The sequence below is a fragment of the Streptomyces sp. NPDC051136 genome (genome assembly GCF_044455745.1).
GTDB lineage: Bacteria > Actinomycetota > Actinomycetes > Streptomycetales > Streptomycetaceae > Streptomyces.
The window spans coordinates 403,860-420,148 of record NZ_JBITFE010000004.1; the positions used below are offsets into that span (position 1 = coordinate 403,860).

General features: G+C 64.9%; 10 protein-coding genes. 4 read left to right on the forward strand and 6 right to left on the reverse strand.

From position 1 onward, the window contains the following. Positions 1-79 precede the first annotated feature (79 nt). Complete coding sequence (locus ACIBCJ_RS14430) at positions 80-910, forward strand: SAM-dependent methyltransferase (RefSeq protein ID WP_365978197.1); 831 nt, start codon at positions 80-82, stop codon at positions 908-910. Here the strand turns inward: ACIBCJ_RS14430 and ACIBCJ_RS14435 are convergent. The 6 genes from ACIBCJ_RS14435 to ACIBCJ_RS14460 form a co-directional block, all read right to left on the reverse strand. Next, positions 900-1,730, reverse strand: coding sequence for a helix-turn-helix transcriptional regulator (locus ACIBCJ_RS14435; protein ID WP_365978477.1), 831 nt, complete (start codon positions 1,728-1,730; stop codon positions 900-902). The genes ACIBCJ_RS14430 and ACIBCJ_RS14435 overlap by 11 nt on opposite strands. 169 nt (positions 1,731-1,899) lie before the next feature. Beyond that, on the reverse strand, positions 1,900-2,136 hold the full coding sequence (locus ACIBCJ_RS14440) for a DUF397 domain-containing protein (RefSeq protein WP_319124314.1): 237 nt from the start codon (positions 2,134-2,136) through the stop codon (positions 1,900-1,902). Positions 2,137-2,644: 508 nt separating this feature from the next. Continuing rightward, entirely contained in the window at positions 2,645-3,541 is an 897-nt protein-coding gene (locus ACIBCJ_RS14445) for a DUF5655 domain-containing protein (protein WP_365978198.1), read from the reverse strand. Between the two features lie 340 nt (positions 3,542-3,881). After that, positions 3,882-6,959 carry an HsdR family type I site-specific deoxyribonuclease gene (locus ACIBCJ_RS14450; RefSeq protein WP_365978199.1) on the reverse strand — a complete coding sequence of 1,026 codons (3,078 nt, stop codon included), beginning with the start codon at positions 6,957-6,959 and terminating at the stop codon, positions 3,882-3,884. 2 nt (positions 6,960-6,961) lie between these two features. Further along, positions 6,962-8,248, reverse strand: a complete 1,287-nt coding sequence (locus ACIBCJ_RS14455; RefSeq protein ID WP_365978200.1) for a restriction endonuclease subunit S — start codon at positions 8,246-8,248, stop codon at positions 6,962-6,964. After that, positions 8,241-9,812 carry an N-6 DNA methylase gene (locus ACIBCJ_RS14460; protein WP_365978201.1) on the reverse strand — a complete coding sequence of 524 codons (1,572 nt, stop codon included), beginning with the start codon at positions 9,810-9,812 and terminating at the stop codon, positions 8,241-8,243. Before ACIBCJ_RS14460 ends, ACIBCJ_RS14455 begins: the two co-directional genes overlap by 8 nt. 435 nt (positions 9,813-10,247) lie before the next feature. On the opposite strand from ACIBCJ_RS14460, the gene ACIBCJ_RS14465 reads away from it, so the two are divergent. The 3 genes from ACIBCJ_RS14465 (at position 10,248) to ACIBCJ_RS14475 (ending at position 16,262) form a co-directional block, all read left to right on the forward strand. Beyond that, positions 10,248-11,606: a helix-turn-helix transcriptional regulator gene (locus tag ACIBCJ_RS14465; RefSeq protein WP_365978202.1), complete on the forward strand. Its 1,359-nt coding sequence runs from the start codon at positions 10,248-10,250 to the stop codon at positions 11,604-11,606. Positions 11,607-11,670: 64 nt separating this feature from the next. Further along, on the forward strand, positions 11,671-12,942 hold the full coding sequence (locus tag ACIBCJ_RS14470; protein WP_365978203.1) for a hypothetical protein: 1,272 nt from the start codon (positions 11,671-11,673) through the stop codon (positions 12,940-12,942). Continuing rightward, positions 12,939-16,262 carry a hypothetical protein gene (locus ACIBCJ_RS14475; RefSeq protein WP_365978204.1) on the forward strand — a complete coding sequence of 1,108 codons (3,324 nt, stop codon included), beginning with the start codon at positions 12,939-12,941 and terminating at the stop codon, positions 16,260-16,262. Before ACIBCJ_RS14470 ends, ACIBCJ_RS14475 begins: the two co-directional genes overlap by 4 nt. The last annotated feature ends 27 nt before the right edge of the window (positions 16,263-16,289 follow it).

A 16,289-nucleotide genomic window follows, 5' to 3' on the forward strand; every position in this document is an offset into this window, starting at 1 on the left:
TGGTGGATCTTGTGCTGCCCTTCTACGATGGCCCCTCATTCCCTGGAGAGATCGGGGCTCGACCAGGAGGGGCCGACCATTGGGTCAATCACATGTAGATCTTTCCGTGCCGAGTGCTGCACGGATGTACGACTGGTTACTGGACGGCACCTTCAACTACGAAGCCGACCGGGCTGCGTGTCAGGAACTGTTGAAAAGGGCGCCGACGACGAAGGCCCTGGCCCGGAACAACCGCTGGTTCCTGGAGCGGGTCGTCCATGCTCTGGCCGACGAGTACGGGGTCCGGAGGTTCCTCGATTTCGGCTCGGGCCTGCCCACACAGAACAACGTCCACCAGGTGGCGCAGACCGTCGCTCCCGATGCTCGGGTCGTGTACGTGGACAACGACCCTGTGGTTCTCGGACACGGGCGATCCCTGCTCGATGCCAACGCGAACACTGCCATGGTCGCAGGGGACATGCGGGACCCAGACTCCGTCTTCGCCGCACCGGAGGTCAGACGTCTCTTCGCCGACGACCAATCTGCAACGATGCCCAGGGCAGCACTGTTCATCTCGGTTCTGCACTGCGTCAAGGACGTGGAAGACCCGGCTGGCATCGTCCGCCAGGTGACCAGTCGCCTCAGCCCCGGCGACTACGTTGTCATCTGCCACTTGGTTAGCGACGACAGGGACCTGCGCGATTCCGTCACGGACTTGATGCGGCAGGAGACACACGACAACTGGGGCCGAGTGCGCGAGCGGCACGAGGTGGAGGCCCTCTTCGAAGGTCTCCAGGTGCTGCGTCCGGGACTCGTGGACGTCACGGACTGGCGGCCGGACTCAGAGCTGCGCCAGCACCAACGCAGTATCGAATGGTACGACTACGGTGGGCTGGCGCAGATCCCCGTTCCGGAAGCGGTCACTCCCTGAACCGTGCGACGGCCTTGTCGAGCATGGCCCGGCTGTCCCCCGTCGATTCCGCAGCCTCTTCGCTGAGCCGGAGCAACAGTGTTACGTGCCGCTCCACTTCTTCCTGCTTGGTGTGGTATGTGGCATCGTCGTGCCCTTCGATATAGACGAGTGGCGGCAGGCCCTGGAGCGCGAAGCGCAGGTGCGTGACCGAGCCGTAGTTGGAGACCACCCTGCCGTGGAAGGGCACGATGCGAATCGCGATGTGCGGCTGCTCCAACAACTCGCGCAGCCGGAGCATCTGCTCCCCCATGATCTTCCGGCTGCCCACCTGGCGATAGAGGATGCCCTCGTCGAGGAGAAATACCGACCGAGGAGGTTCGTCCTGGCCAAAGACGCGCTGCTGACGCTCCTCGCGTAGTGCCGCGCACTGCTGGACCAGCGGATCGGCCAAGTCCACGTTCAGCCCATTCGCGCTGATGTGGTGGGCGTAGTCCGCGGTCTGCAGCAGACCGGGAACGACCTTCATCTCGAAGGTCGTTAGCAGCGATGCCTTGGCCTCAAGCCCGATCAAGCGGCGCATCCAGGACGGCGCGCAGTCTGCGTAACGCCAGAACCACTCGGGCTGGGTAGCGCGCTTGGCCAGACATTCGAGGCGGAGGCGCTCTTCAGCATCCACCCCATAGAGATCCGCGAGATCGCGCACGTCCCGCACGTCGGGCGGGCTCTCCGCTCGCTCCAAGCGGGACAGCTTGGACAAGGACGCGTTGATCGCCCGAGCGGCCACCTTCGTGGGAATCTTGCGTCGCTCTCGCCACGTACGTAGATCCACTCCCAGCATCACGCCGGCAGCGGTGGGCTCAAGGTCTTCCGGTACCCCCTCTCCGAAGAGAGGAACAACACCGTCATTACTCGGGGACACGCGCACTCCAATGGGTATTGGGCATGGCACATCATGGCATGCCCCGAAGTCGCGTGTCCCCTCGAACAAAACTACGCCCGGTTGCGCATCAAGATGCGCACAAGTGGTCGAATTCGTTCTTCTTCGCGCCGTCCAGGAAGGCGTCGAATTCGCCCGCCTCGAAGACGAGCGCCGGTCCCGTCGGATCCGTCGAATTCCTGAACGCAACCCTCCCCTCGGGCAGCGGCGCCAGCTCCACGCACTGACCAGCCCCCGAACTCTTCGCGCTTTTCACCCACCTCACGTCCAACGTTGCCGCCGGCACGCCGTTACGCAACCCGTTCACGCCTACCTCCGCACATCACCCGATCGAACATCCGACTTTCAGATCGCCGCCCTGCAATTGACACACGGGACGGCCCCGTGCAATCCCATGATGCAATTGCACGGGGGAAATCGTAGCCGACTCCGAACCTCAGAAATTCGAACATCGCTACGCACTTTCGAGTGATCCACCCCGGCCCGCTTCAGCGCGGTTCATTTCTCCCCGCTGTCGGCCCCAAAGAGCGCCCAATGGTCCGCAAGGGTCTCGTCCACAGCGTCCCCGGCGCTTGCTTCAGCTTCGGAGACCGGTACCCGACGCTCGCGACGCAGCCTTGTACGGCCACGAGAGCGCAGCACAGGCATCGACACGAGCGGGGCAACATAGCGCGGGAGCGCCGGTTGGCCAAACCGGCGATCCCGCACACCATAGATAGTCCACCGCCACGCCCTGCCCGCCCGTCGAAAGGCCCCCCACGCTGCAGACACGACACATAGCGCAGCCCGCCACAAGGATGGTCAGCGGCGGGCGATCATGCCGCCACGTAGCTTGCCCGGAACAGGTCCTGCGCCCGCTCCACATCCCTGAGCGTACGAAGCTGGACCTCCAGATCACCCGTCCCGTGGTGACCGAGACCGGACACGTCCCGAGTGAAGCCCGGAACGAGGTCAACGTCCTTCGGGTTGGCCTTCAGGTAGACCAGCAGCTTGCTGCGCTGCGGCGGGCACAGGCAGGCGAAGTTCCGCAGCCGCTGGTAGGCCCTGTAAGTCTTGCGCTCCACCCGGTTCACGCCGTCCCCGAGTCCGAGCAGGACCTCGTCGACCGCGCCCGCCAACTCGCGCATCGCCGCGCCCTGCACACGGGCCGCATCCTGGGTGATCGCCTGACGCCGTGCCCGGCGGGCCACCTGCATGCCGCCGCTCACGGAGGCCACGGTCTCAAGTCCGAGCAGGTTGCTGCCGAAGAGTCGGTAGCGGACGAGGTCGATCGAGCGGCGGTGCTCGCGCACGGCATGCACGTCGTAGCGGGTGAAGTCGCCGGCGATGCAGATCAGGCGCGGGCCGCTCCACAGGACCTGGGACGCGGCTGTCACCCCGAGCCGGTCGCGGACCAGGTGCTCGAACTCTGCACGGTGGTCCATCAACCAGGCCAGGTAGAACAGGCCCTGGTTGATCACGCCGGCATCTGTGCCGCGCTTGTACTCGACGATGGCCGGCGATCCGTTCTCGTCCAGCCCGAGCGAGTCGATCCGGCCCCCGTGTACCGGTCCGGTGCTGTACTCGCTCGCCAGGAAGCGGATCCCCAGCAGCGTCTCCATGTGCGCCTCGACGAGACCTTGCACATCGGCCTCGACCTCAGCAAGACGCGGCATGACCTCGGTCATGCCGCTATTCGTCGTGTCCCTGCGGAACAGCTTCAGGCCCGACACCTTCCCCTCCTCGGCTCGAAGATCAGCAACGCTGATGAGGTACGGGATTGTTTCCGCGAGACACTTCGGCGGCGTGAAGATAATGTGAGACCCTACGTACGGCCCGATCAGGGAGCGCTCTCGTCCCCCAGTCACCGGGAATCCGCGATTCCCCCATGTGTCCCCCGCGACCTGGGGGACAGCGCCCGGAAGCTGCGTTTACGCAGATCAGCCCCCGTAGCTCAGCGGATAGAGCTTCTAAACGCCCGCCTTGTTCTGAGGAACAGCGCTTCTCCCCGCATGCAGCGCCCTGCAGTATGAGCCCGGCAACCGACACGGGCTGCCGGGCCTCCCTGCCGGGTCAGTCAACGAGGTAGTGCGCTTCGACGTAGGCGACGGTTGAGCCGTAGGGCTCGCCCACCGGCTTCAACATGTACCGGCGGAAGACCGCGGCGGTGGCACGGCGTACGCCGCGGTTGCGGGCCTCAGCGTTGTCCCATGACTGGGCGAGGGTGCGCTTGACCACCTGGTCGATCTCCTCAGCCAAGTTCTGCTCCGTGACGGTGAGGCCGGGCGGAGCGTGGTCGTGGATGATCCGTGACAGGACCCCCACGTGGTCGTCGTCCAGTACGACGGCTTCGTCGGGGTGCTTCTCCGCGTTCACGATGGCACGGGCGACCCTGAGTGCTTCGGCTAGGAACTCCAGGGCGTCCTGGGCGTCCTGGATGATTCGGTCCCGCAGCTGCCTGATTCGCTCTGCCAGGGCGGTGTACTTCGCGGATCCGGGTTCGACGCCTTTCTCGAGGGCGGCCTTGATGTGATCTAGGATCTCCGCCGCAGACGGTGGCCTCTTATCTTCGCCGTCGTCCTTGTCGGGCTTGGGACGGACGAGGGTCAGCAGCTCCTTGAGGATCGTGATGCCCTGGGCATCCAGGACGAGGGCTTCTTCCTGGGAGGCGGCCACCGAGAAGGAGTGGACGTGGGCGTTGATTATCTCCAGGACCATCGGCCCCAGCTCGCTTAGTCGCTCCTTCCTTTCCTCGTCGGAAGACTTCTTGAACAGGGTCGTGTATGCAGACCCGAACAGCCCGACCCCGTCCTGGTACTTGGAGACCCGCTTGTCCGTGTTGATGAGTGGGTACAGGCGGGCCAGAAGCCGGTAGTTCTTGCTGAAGACCTCGGCGGCGTCGGGGTTGGCGTCCAGGAAGCCGTTGATGACACGTACGGACTCGTATCCGTGGGCCGTGAGATCGAGGCCGTCCACATCTGCGAGGAGGTCTTCGATACGGGCGAAGGTGGTGCGGAACTCGGCGACCAGGTCGGTCAGGTCGGTGACGAACCCGCCGCCCTTGTCGGCGGACCCCTCCGAGGTGGGGTCGGCGACGGCACGCTGGACCTCTTCGGCCAGGCTGATGTAGTCCACGACCACGCCGGTGGTTTTCACGAATCCGGACGGGGACACCCAAGTGCGGTTCGGGCGGGTGATCGTCTGGAACAGGTTATGAGCCTTCATCGGCTTGTCCAGGTAGAGGACGCCCTCGTTGGGGGCGTCGAACCCAGTCATTAGCTTGGCCGTCACGACCAGGAAGCACAGCGGGTCATCGGGAGTCAGGAAGCGCCGCTTCTGGTCTTCCTCGTCGACCTCGGAGAGCCGGTAGGGCCGCATGGCCGCTTCCTCGGTCTTGGCGTCCGAGACGTGGATATTCACCTCTGCGGTGATCCGATCGTGCTTGCCGACCTCGGCGAGTACCTGCGACGCCTCGAAGCCGGCCAGCAGCTCGTTGATCTTGTCCGTGTATGCCACGGCCAGCTCACGGTTGTAGGCAACGACCTGCGCCTTGAGGCCGTTGCGATAGGTGCCGGCCAGGTAGTGGTCCACGATGTCCTGGCAGACCGTGTGGATGCGTTCGGGGTTGGCAAACACCGAGGTGAGGCGCCCGAACTTGCGAGACAAGGTTTCCCGGTCAGGGTCGTCGAGGTCGAATTCGTCGGCGAACTGGTCGAACTCGGCCTGTAGGGCCTGGTCGTTCATCTCGAAGGTGACCGGGTGCGGGTCCAGCATGACTGGAACGGTTGCCTCGTCCTGGAGAGACCGGGACACCGAATACCGGTGCAGCACCCTGTTCGGGTCGGTCTCCTCCCCGAAGAGGGCGAAGGTGTTGGTGGTGAGGTTCCTGATGGGTGTGCCGGTCATGCCGAAGAACTTCGCGTGCGGCAACGCTGCGCGCATTTGCCCCGCCAGGGACTCTTCCTCGGATGACTGGGTGCGGTGTGCCTCATCGACCAGCACGATGATGTTGCGGCGGGTCGACAGGTTCTTGCCGGCGTCGGCGAACTTGTGGACAGTCGTGGAGATGACGCCGCGCACATCGTCAGCCAGCAGGGAACGTAACTCCTTGCTGGTGGAGGGCTGGTGGAAGTAGGCGTCGCCCATCGCGGAGGTGAATACTCCGGAGGTTTGCCGCACGAGCTGGGTCCGGTCCGAGAGCAAGATGATCGTGGGCGACTCGGTGCGGGTGTCAGCCAGCAGCAGCGAAGCAGCGAACACCATCAGCAACGTCTTCCCGCTGCCTTGGTGGTGCCAGACCAGACCTTTCTTGCCGTCGGCCAGGACCCGCCTGTGGATAAGATGGGCGGCTTCCATCTGTGGGTAGCGGGGCAGGTACTTCTTGTCTACCCCGCCCCCAGAGGTGTCGAAGAGGGCGAAGTTGGCGAGCATGTCCAGGACCGTGGCCGGGTTGAGCAGCAGCTCGACGGAGCGCTGGGCGTCGGCCTGCCCTGATAGGTTCTCGTCGTCGTCAGTGGATCGAAACGGCTGCCACAGGTTCAGGGGCGCACCAGCGGAACCGAACCGCAGCTTCAGCCCGTCGGAGGCGACAGCGAAGATATTGGGCGTGAAGAACCACGGATATTCGGTGGCGTACACGTCATTGATCTCGCGTGCGGCGTCGGCCCACCCTGACTTAGCGGTCGGTGACTTCACCTCTACGACAACTAGGGGCAGGCCATTGGCCCAGTACACGAGATCGAACCGGCGGGGGGTCTTGCCGGGGATGGCGATAGTCACCTCGTCCGACACGACCAGAGTGTTGGTGGTCGGGTGTTCGAAATCGATGACCTTCAAGGCGCGCCACACGCCGTCGGCGCCCCGGAACTCCTTGTGCCCGCGCAGCAGTTCCAGCACCTGCTCGTTGGCTCGCACCAGCCCGCCGTCGACGGCGTTGACCATGGCGATGATCTCCTCGACCACGGCGTCCACGTCGAAGCCGTCGATCACCTCAGGGTTGAGCCGGAAGATGGCGTCCCGCAGCTGGCCGGCGAGCACCGTCTGTGTCGTCTCACGCGGCAACGACCTGCCCGCTTTGTAACTCCATCCCATCGGGAGGGACCACTGGATCATAGAGTTTTGGAACTCGCGCTCCCGTATGCCCTTAGCCACGCTCAGACCCCCAGTTCGGCAGACTCAATCTCGATGGTGCGGTCCAGCAAACCTGAGAGCAGGCTGGAGCGTGCACTCCGAAGGCGGGCGGCCTCAGCACGCACCGCATCGGTGTTCGCACGGACCGACAGCACAGTGGAGGACACCTCCCGCTGCCGGCCCAGGTCAGCAAGAGGGATTGGTGTGTCACGAATACGCCCCTGGCTAACGTTGACCATTGACGCGCTGGTCCCTGTAGCGGAACTCGTGAGGTGCGTCCGGGCCGACTTCAACGCCATGGCCACCACGAGGAAGTCCGGGTCCAGTTCTGGCGACGGCACCAGTCGAAGAGTCTTGTCAGCAAGGTAGAGGCCATTCCGAACATCGGCAGGAACTCGTGCGACGGCTCCGACTCGCAAAGGCGTGTTCGCTCGCGTGATGAGTACGTCTCCGGGCTGAACAAGCGCGAATTCAGGCATGTGAGTGCCAGGTAGAAGGCTCTTGGACTCTTTTGGGAGGAACGTGAAGGGAGTGACCGCGCTGACCTTCAATACGCCAAGCTCGTTATCGGCCGGGGGTCTATTGTTCGCCTGGGGGCTCTTGCCGCCTCGAATGTCCTTGAGCATTGTTCCGAGCGCCACGGTAGGTTCCTCGGCGAGCATGGCCTCGGCAATGGCCATCGATACGCGGTCCAGCGCCTCAGCCTCTTCGTCAAGTGCGGCGATCTGTTCGTCGATCGCGTCGAGCATCTCGACGATCCGCCCTTGTACCTCAAGGGGTGGAATCGGAAGTTGGATCTGCAAGAGTTGTTCTGGATTGAGACGCTTGCGCCGTTGAACTGTCCCGCTCACTCGGTTTTTCATCTCTGCCCACAGTCGCGGTGATCCACAAACGTGCCTCATCCAGCCGGGCATCAGTTCTGGGCCAAGCGTGAACGTCGGAAATTCGTTGCTGACGACGAATCCTTCGAACTCGGCAGGTACTACGGTGATTGGCCCTTCCCACGCAGTCAGCTTTCGCATCACCACCTGGTTAGCGCGCAGCACGTTCATTGCCGCGTACTCTGTATCTCCGCCGTCGAGTTCACCTTTAGCGATAACCCCCTTCCCTGCATTCAGAACCCCAGCTAGGCGGTAGGTAGTTGTAGGATTCATTGGTGTGCGCCGGATGTCGAGACGCATCACCTCCCCGAGCGGACGAAGCGGATAGCCGTCACTCACCGAAACCCTCGATCCCTGCGGTGGAACGGCTACCTTGTGACGCACGGGAGTCTCCAGGACGCCCAGGCTGATCTGCTGCCAGTCACTCATCGAAGCCCTCGATCCCGGCAGCAGAGAGGACCGCGAGCATGCGCTGCTCGGTCTTCTGGCGCTCGGCGCGGGCGATGTTGTAGGCGTCGATGAGGGTGCCGAGGTCTTCCTGTTCGGCGGCGGCCTGCTTGATGTAGCGGCCGATGTTGAGGTCGTACCCGTTGGCCGCGATCTCGGTGATCGGCACGAATCGCGCCGAGAGACCGCTTTCTCCGTCGGAATCCACCGGGGTGCCGTCGCCGTCGAAGTCCGAATGGTAGGCGGCCACCGTGTCAGCGATGTCAGCGTCCGTAAGGATGCTGCGATTCTTGGCCTTGGTGAACCGGTTGGAGGCGTCGATGAACAACACACCGTCTCGCCGCCCCTTGGCCTTAGTGCCGCGTGCACGGAATACCAGGATCGCCGTGGGGATGGCGGTCGAATAGAAGAGGTTCGCAGGCAGGCCAATGACTGCTTCGAGCAGGTCGTCGTCGAGAACACGCTTGCGGATTGCCGCTTCCTGGCCACCTCGGAAGAGGACGCCGTGGGGCAGGACGACGCCGGCCCGGCCCCTCTGCGGGTCCATGCTGGCGATCATGTGCTGCACGAATGCCCAGTCCGCCGACGACTGGGGGGCGACACCGCCGATGGCGCGCGGGTCATCGGCCCAAGGCTTCCACTTCAGGCTGTAGGGCGGATTGGCGACGATCATATCGAACTGCTTGACGGACCCGTCCGGCTTCTTGAAGCGCGGGTCCCGCAGGGTGTCGCCGACCTCGACCTTGAACTCGGTCAGGTTGTGCATGAAGAGGTTCATGCGGGCCACACCCGCAGTATCCGTTACCGCTTCCTGCCCGTTCAGGCTGAGTGTGTATCCGCGGCCTCCGCGAGCCTTCAGAAGGTTCGCCGAGGCGATGAGCATGCCGCCTGACCCACAGGCCGGGTCATACACCGACTCATGGTTCTTAGGGTCCAGCAGCTCGATGATCAGTTCCACCACCTCACGCGGGGTGAAAAACTGGCCGGCGCGGATGCCAGACCCATCGGAGAAGCGCTTCAGCAAGTACTCGTACGCCCCGCCGAGCACATCGTGGGACATATTGCCCTCGTGCATCTTGGGGACGCGGTTCATCGCCCGCATGACCGACGCCAGCACCTCCCCCGGCAGCACGGCCTCGGAGGTCCACGTCATGGACCCGAATAGACGGGAGAACTTGTCAGGGTTGGCCGACTCGATGGCCTGAAGGGAAGCGCGAACCCGCTGGCCGAGGCCGTGCTGGGCGACTGTGGCGAGGATGGATGACCAAGACGCGCGGCTCTCGGCGACGGTGTCAGGGAAGATGAGGGGGATCTTGAACGTCTGGTAGTTGCTGTACTCGACCTCGTCGGCTTCCTCCTCTGAGAGGTCGAGACCCTCGTTCTCCTTGAGGAAGATCTGGTGAGTGTGCTCCCAGGTATCCGACAGGTACTTCCAGAACATCAGAGGGAACACGACCGAGGAGTATTGCGCTTCGGGCATCGCCACGCGCAGCTCGTCGGCGGCGTCCCACAACCGGTTCTCGATCTCCTGCTGGGTCACTGCCATCAGTCGGGGGTGTCCTTGCTCGTCACAGGGTGGCGACCCGAAGGTCGTGCTCTTCCTATCAGTCAGCCCAGTACGGGGATGCTGGGCGCGCAGCCAGCGGACAACCGCCGAGTGGACAGGCGCGGGGCGTCGCATCCCTGTGCGGACGACCCACCAACGATATCCCTCCCCAGAACCACGAAATACGGCAATCGCGCACAGCAGGCAACACCCCGGGGGACTGACGGAGGCGGCGCCATAGCGGCGCCGTGGGGCTGGCCCGCCCGACGGCGCGGACCAGTCGCCAACCGCGCCCTATCCGATGTCTGGCGTGCCCGCCCCACGTGACTGGAAGATCGCGCCATCGATCGCCCGCCCCACCACGACGCGGGCCCGATGCGATCTGGGAAAACAACGCTATCGACGCCCTCACCAGCGATGAAGTGCTCCCGAGACATGATCGTGACGGTCTCTGAATTCAGGCACGCCCCCGCGCTCGCTCGAACCACTTTCATGCTGACACCCGCCCCCGACGCCGATGTAGTTGCCATGAAGTCTTCACTGGGGTTCCCTACGAGTATGCCGAGGCATCTGCTGGCCGTGGAGTACACCAAGATCAGGGCGCTGCGCGAGCAGGCTGGGCTTACTCCACAGGAGCTTGCTGATCTTGTGGGGGTCACGTACCGCGTAGTCCTGTACTGGGAGGAGGGCAGATATGTGCCTGAAGCCAGGAATGTGCGGCGACTCGCCGATGCTCTGGGCTGTGCCACCGCCGACCTCACGGGTACGCCCAGCGGGTCCGAGACACTAGTTGACCTCCGGTATGCCGCTGGTCTCACCGCAGAGGAGGTCGCCACCCGCCTTCGCGCGACTGTCGTCGGCCGTGATCTGTTCGTGGACGCACACAAAGTCCGCAGCCTGGAGCGGGATCGTCAGGTGCCCGGATGGAACTGGAGGAAGCCGGGGCACACGGGCCGGCTCGTGCAGCAGCTTGCCGCCGTGTACGCAGTGCCCGTCCGGATGGTGATGGACGCCTGGATGCGTACGCGGCCGGATGATGAGCCACCGCGTCTTCCTGAGCGGGAGCAGCACGGTCCGCCGGCGTCAGCGGTCGAGGGCTGGGAGGCACTGAACGATCGGCAGCGGGTCTATCTGGGCGAAACCCTGCGCGATGACCAGATGACCGAAACGGAGATGTGGATGCGCCGGCAGAATCAGGTCAGGGTTCCGCCGGCCAAGCAGTGGCGGAAGTTGCCTTTCGCTCTCGACGCACCCACCGAAGTAGTCGGCCACACGCGCCTTCAGCAGCGCCTGCGGAGCGCTGGCGTCCACGATCAAGGGGCCGGGGCCACCCTCCACTCCCTGGAGCGGCTGGGACTGATCAAAGTGACCAAGGACCGCGTAGAAGTTCCGGGGGTCGGTGAGGTAGACCGGACCCTGGTGGAGATTACCCGCCGCGGCCGTGCCTGCGCCCGCGCTGGGCTGGGAGAGCCCGCAGAACCGGCGCCTCCCGCGCATCTGCTGTCCGAATGGCTGTGGGGCGTTCTCCTGCGTGTCGCCGCAGCCGGCCCCGAGGGTCTTCACGAGAGCGAGCTGAAGGGCAAGTCCCTGTTCTACTTGGCTGTCGGCTATCGGCCGAAGCGCCAGGCGCATCCCAGCAGAGGCTTCATCGAACTACGCCCCCGGATGGCACCGGGCCATACGCACGTCCTCGAGTACCGGTGGCACACCACCACTCTCGGGCAGCAGCACATTGCCTCCTACCTGCACGTCTACACGGAGATGTACCCATCTGCGGCGTCTACGGGTCAGTGATCGTTTAGGGCGGCCGAGGCCGTTCCGGGGGCATTGTCAGACCCGTGCTCTACCGTCGTCTGCCGTGACGACCCATGTCGATGATGACAGCTTGACGTTCTCGCATTTCGAGGCGTTCCGCCTGATCAACTTCACCTTCATCAAAGCCTGCCAAACGATCAACGCCCCGGACCTGAGCCCGAGAGACCGGGCCGAAAAGCTGATGCGGTACCACGGAGACTTGCTCGCCGCGTACGGCCCCGGAGTACCGCTGCCTTTTGGCGAATTCCGCCGAAGACTGCGCGGTCCCATCGACGGCCTGCTCCCGCCATGGCTGGAACGGTCCGGCTTCGGCGATCTCGACTTTCCCGTAGTCGACGCCGAGGGCTGCGTCACCGGAAACGCCTTCGATCTGCAGTGGGAGACCTCCCAGCTGCACCGGATTTTGAAGCGGCTTCGGCGGATCGGCCGGATGCGGTTCACCGAGGAGCAGCTTCAGGACGAGATCGACCAGGATCAGATGTACGAGATCCTCAAAGGCCGCGGTGACGCCCAGTACGTCAAAGACCGCACCACGCTGGTGGAATGCCCGGCCGGCACGGCCGCGGAGCTGAACAAGCGCGGCCTGCCCCTCAACGCGATCGGCTTCTACGAGCCGATCCCCTACCATGCCGTCTACCGGACCTGGTGGTTCCCCTGCACGGTGTGCAAGTGGCCCATGAAGATCAGCAAGCGGATGAGTGCGGGCCGCGAGTACTACCGCGTCGCCTGCCTCTACGGCCGTCACGCCGATACCGGTGCCAGCTTCATGTTCCGGCCCACGTCCGGAGACGCGCCGCAGCTGCATCCGGACAGCCCCGACACTCCGGCTCCGCACGAGGCAGCGCTCGCGCTGGGCACCACGGGTGCCGTGCCGGAGGCGAAGCCGGTTGAGGGGCATCTGGCCCTCAAGCGCGGCGTGTGGCGCTACACCTGCGTGCCCGGCCTGCACGAGCTGCGTCTGCACACCGTTCTGCGGGAGCGGCTGGCCACCGCACTGGCCGATGTGGACGAAGCCGTCAGACTCTGGCCGATGAGCGATGCCTACGACCATCGCATCGAGGTCAAGGGCCCTGACGGGAGCACGCACGCCTTCACCGTGGATGTGAAGGACTACACCCACGGCCGCGTCCTGGCCGAGAGCCTGCACCGCAACGAGGGCGACAAGGGCGGCGCCGAATGGCTCGTCGTTCCCGACCACCGAGCCGACCAGATCCCCCTGCTGACCGTGACCTGCCACAAGTACGGAATGAAGGCCGCGACCATGACCGACTTCGCCAAGATGGTCTGCCAGAGCGCCGGGGTGATGTGGGCATGAGCCAGATGACTGTCAGGGACGCCTTCGTCCGCGCCGCGCTGGCCCTGGCCGCCTACTACTTCCCGCAGGAGGACAACGACGGCAAGCCGCTGGCCTCCTTCCGCCACGCGGCGTTCTTCGCCAGCTGCAAACCCCAGGCATGGGAGAGATGGAATGAGCTGGGCAGTGAGGAACGCCTACTCGTGGCCGAGGTGATGAAGCTCAGCAACCCCGACCTCGCCGACGAGAAGCGGTTCGCCTCCGCCGCGCGGATCCTCCTGGGCGCCATGGACAGCGCCGATGAGGAGGACGAGGAGACCACCCTCCAGCTGTTCACCCTGGCCGGTGATCCTCTCACCGCCACTGCGGCCTACCCCCTGTTGGGAGGGGACTACCTCGGCTACGCCAGGAGCCTTCTCGCGCCCTACCGGCGGCCGAGCAGCCGGCGCAAGCCCCACGAGTTCGCAGCGCCGGGTCAGACGTACGAGACGAGTGAACGCACCGAGGGCAACGAGATCGTCCACGGGCGCGTGACCATCCCCCGCTTTCCCGCTTTCACTCAGCCTCTCGGCCACGACACGCTTCCCGCCCTCACCACCCGGCCCAACGTCGGCACGGTCCCGGTCTACGTCCAAGATCTCAAGGACATCGCCCAGCTCCTGGACACCCAGTACGAGGACACAGAGGCTGGCCCCTGGCTGTACAAGGTGCTGACGGGCCTGCTCGACCGGGTCAAGGCCCGTGACACCGACACCGTCAACGTGCTAGATCTCCTGGCCGGCTGTACCCAGATCTTCCACGCGCCCACCGGAACCGGTAAGTCCGTGCTGGTCCGTCTCCTGGGCTCGTGGGCCGCGCTCAACGGCTACCGCATCACCCTCCTCGTCCCTGATGTGAAGGCCACGCTCGCCTCCGTCTGGGACATCAGCCGCGACCTCGAGATCCTGCACCAGGCGGGCAAGACCGAGCACCTGGCGACGTGCGCTCCGCTGATGTCGCCGTCTTCACGGCACGAGCGGGCCCTCAAGCACGCGGCCCTCGTCAAGGAGGACCCCGACGCCCCCGGGGAATGGGGCAAGCGAGGCCGCCGTGACGTCGACCACCTCGCCTATGGATGCGCACAGCAGCACTGGCTCGACTCCGCCGGCATCTACCGCCCCGGCAAGGAGAACTGCCTGAGCCTGCGCGGCGGCGGAGAGATGCTGGCCTGCCCCTGGATCCCGACCTGCGGCAAGTTCACCCCCGCTTACCAGGCGGCTGACGCCACGGTGATCGTCACCAACCACCACAACTTCATCCAGGGCACCATGCGGGTGGGCATCCAGATCGACGGCCGCCCGGTCCGGTCCGTCACCGTCCGCGAGTTCGTGCTCCGCGCCAGCGATTTCGTCATCATCGACGAGATCGACGCCTTCCAGGCCGTCGCCGTCGACCGCTGCGCCACCACCGTCGATCTGCACTCCCGACGCCCGTGGACCGCAGAACCGCAGGTCCTGGACACCGCGGCCAAGCACCTTCCTCTGCGCTTCGAGGACCAACTCATCGAACCAGTCAGCCACGTCCGGCTCATGGCCGAGTCCCTGCTGACCGGCCTGTGCACCAAGGCATTCCGCCTCAACCACCACGACGACGCCCGAGTCCCGCGGCTGAGGCACGAATACGACTACGAGGGCTGGCGCCTGCCACGCTCCAAGGACCGAGAGCTCATCAGCCTCCTGTTCCCCGAATACCAGGTCAGCGACGGCCAGCCGCTACCCGCCGAGGCCATCCACCGGCTCAACGCCCTGGTACCGGCACCCGACCTCGGCGAAGACGACGAGACGGCTCCTACACCCATGCTCTTGGACCCCGAGTGGGGACGAGTGAGCAGCGTCCTCGGGGCCGTCGTGTCGCCGCGCGGCATCAACCAGCGCGACGCGCTCAAACTCAGGCTCCACGAGGCCCTCGCCCCGATGATCAGCGACGGCCGCACACGCAACCGGGCCATCGACCACCTCCTCATCCGCACGCTGATGAGCGAACTGGACGTGTCGCTCGCCGTTCTGCGCGACACCGCCCAGTCCCTGCGTCACTCCGGGCTGCTCAGCGCCAACCGCATCATCGACTCGATGCGCTCCGGCGGCATCGCCGACGTACTTCCGCACGGAACAATCGGCAGGCCGATCAACGGCTACCGGGTCACCGGCATGAAGAACCCGGAGAAGGACGCCAAGCTCTCCACGCAGCACATGGCCGGCGACCCGCACACCTACGTGTCGGAACTCGGCGGACTCGTCTCACTGATCACCGCCGGCGTGGAGCGGCCCATCTTCGGGCTCTCCGCCACGGCCTACTTCCCCCAGGCGGTCAAGGAACACGTCCACGCCCCCGTGATGTGGTGGATGACCGACGCCCAGGAAGAATCCATCCTGGTCGAGTCCTCGGCCGTCACCTACGGCAACGGCCACCGAAAGGCCGGAGAACGCATCCCGATCGCCGGCCAGTTCCCCTCCGACAAGCCCGAAGCCCTGCGCGAAATCGGTGAACGCCTGTACGAGACAAAGCTGTCGAGGAAACTCACGCGCCTGGCCAAATCGGAATCGACCCGCACCCGCGCCCGCGTGATCCTCACCGCCAACAGCTACGAGCAGTGCGGCCACATCGCCACCGGCATCGCCAAGGCGAAAGGGCTCTCCCACCGCGTGTGCGTCCTCGTCCGGGAAGAAGACCGCCTCAGCAACGTCCGCTACCTCCCCGACCCGTCACTGGTCCGCCGCATCACCGTCGAAGAGGTCGAGGAATTCCCCCAATTCGGCGACATCCTGATCGCCCCACTGGCTAACATCGCCAGAGGACTCAACATCGTCGTCAATCTCCGCTCAGCCATCCACTCTATCTACCTGTGCGTGAGGCCCCCGCTGATCATCGACGACCCCACCTGGATGTACGGCAGTGTCAACGCCGCAGGCATCAACTCGTTGCCCGCATCCGGTGCGTCGGATCCCGTCCAGGCTCTGCAGACGGCTCGCACCGCAGCACGCGACCACTTGGCCACCATTCTGCGTTCCTCCCCGCAGCTGTCGACCATGGACCTCGTCCTTCAAGAACAGATGGTCGCCGGAATGCTGGTGTCCCTCATCCAGCTCGCCGGCCGAGCACGACGCGGCGGTACCAACATGGAACTGCACTTCGTGGACTACGCCTTCCACGACGAGACGTGGAGCTCCGACCTGGCCAGCATCATCGAACGCATGGCCGGCCGGTGGCTGCCGGAGGAACGCCGGCAGATGGCCGAACTGTACGGCGAAGCGGTCAACGCCTTCCTGGCCTACGCAGGCGTCGACCTCGCCCTCTCCGCATAGCCCAGCGCTTCTTCCCGAAAGAGATCA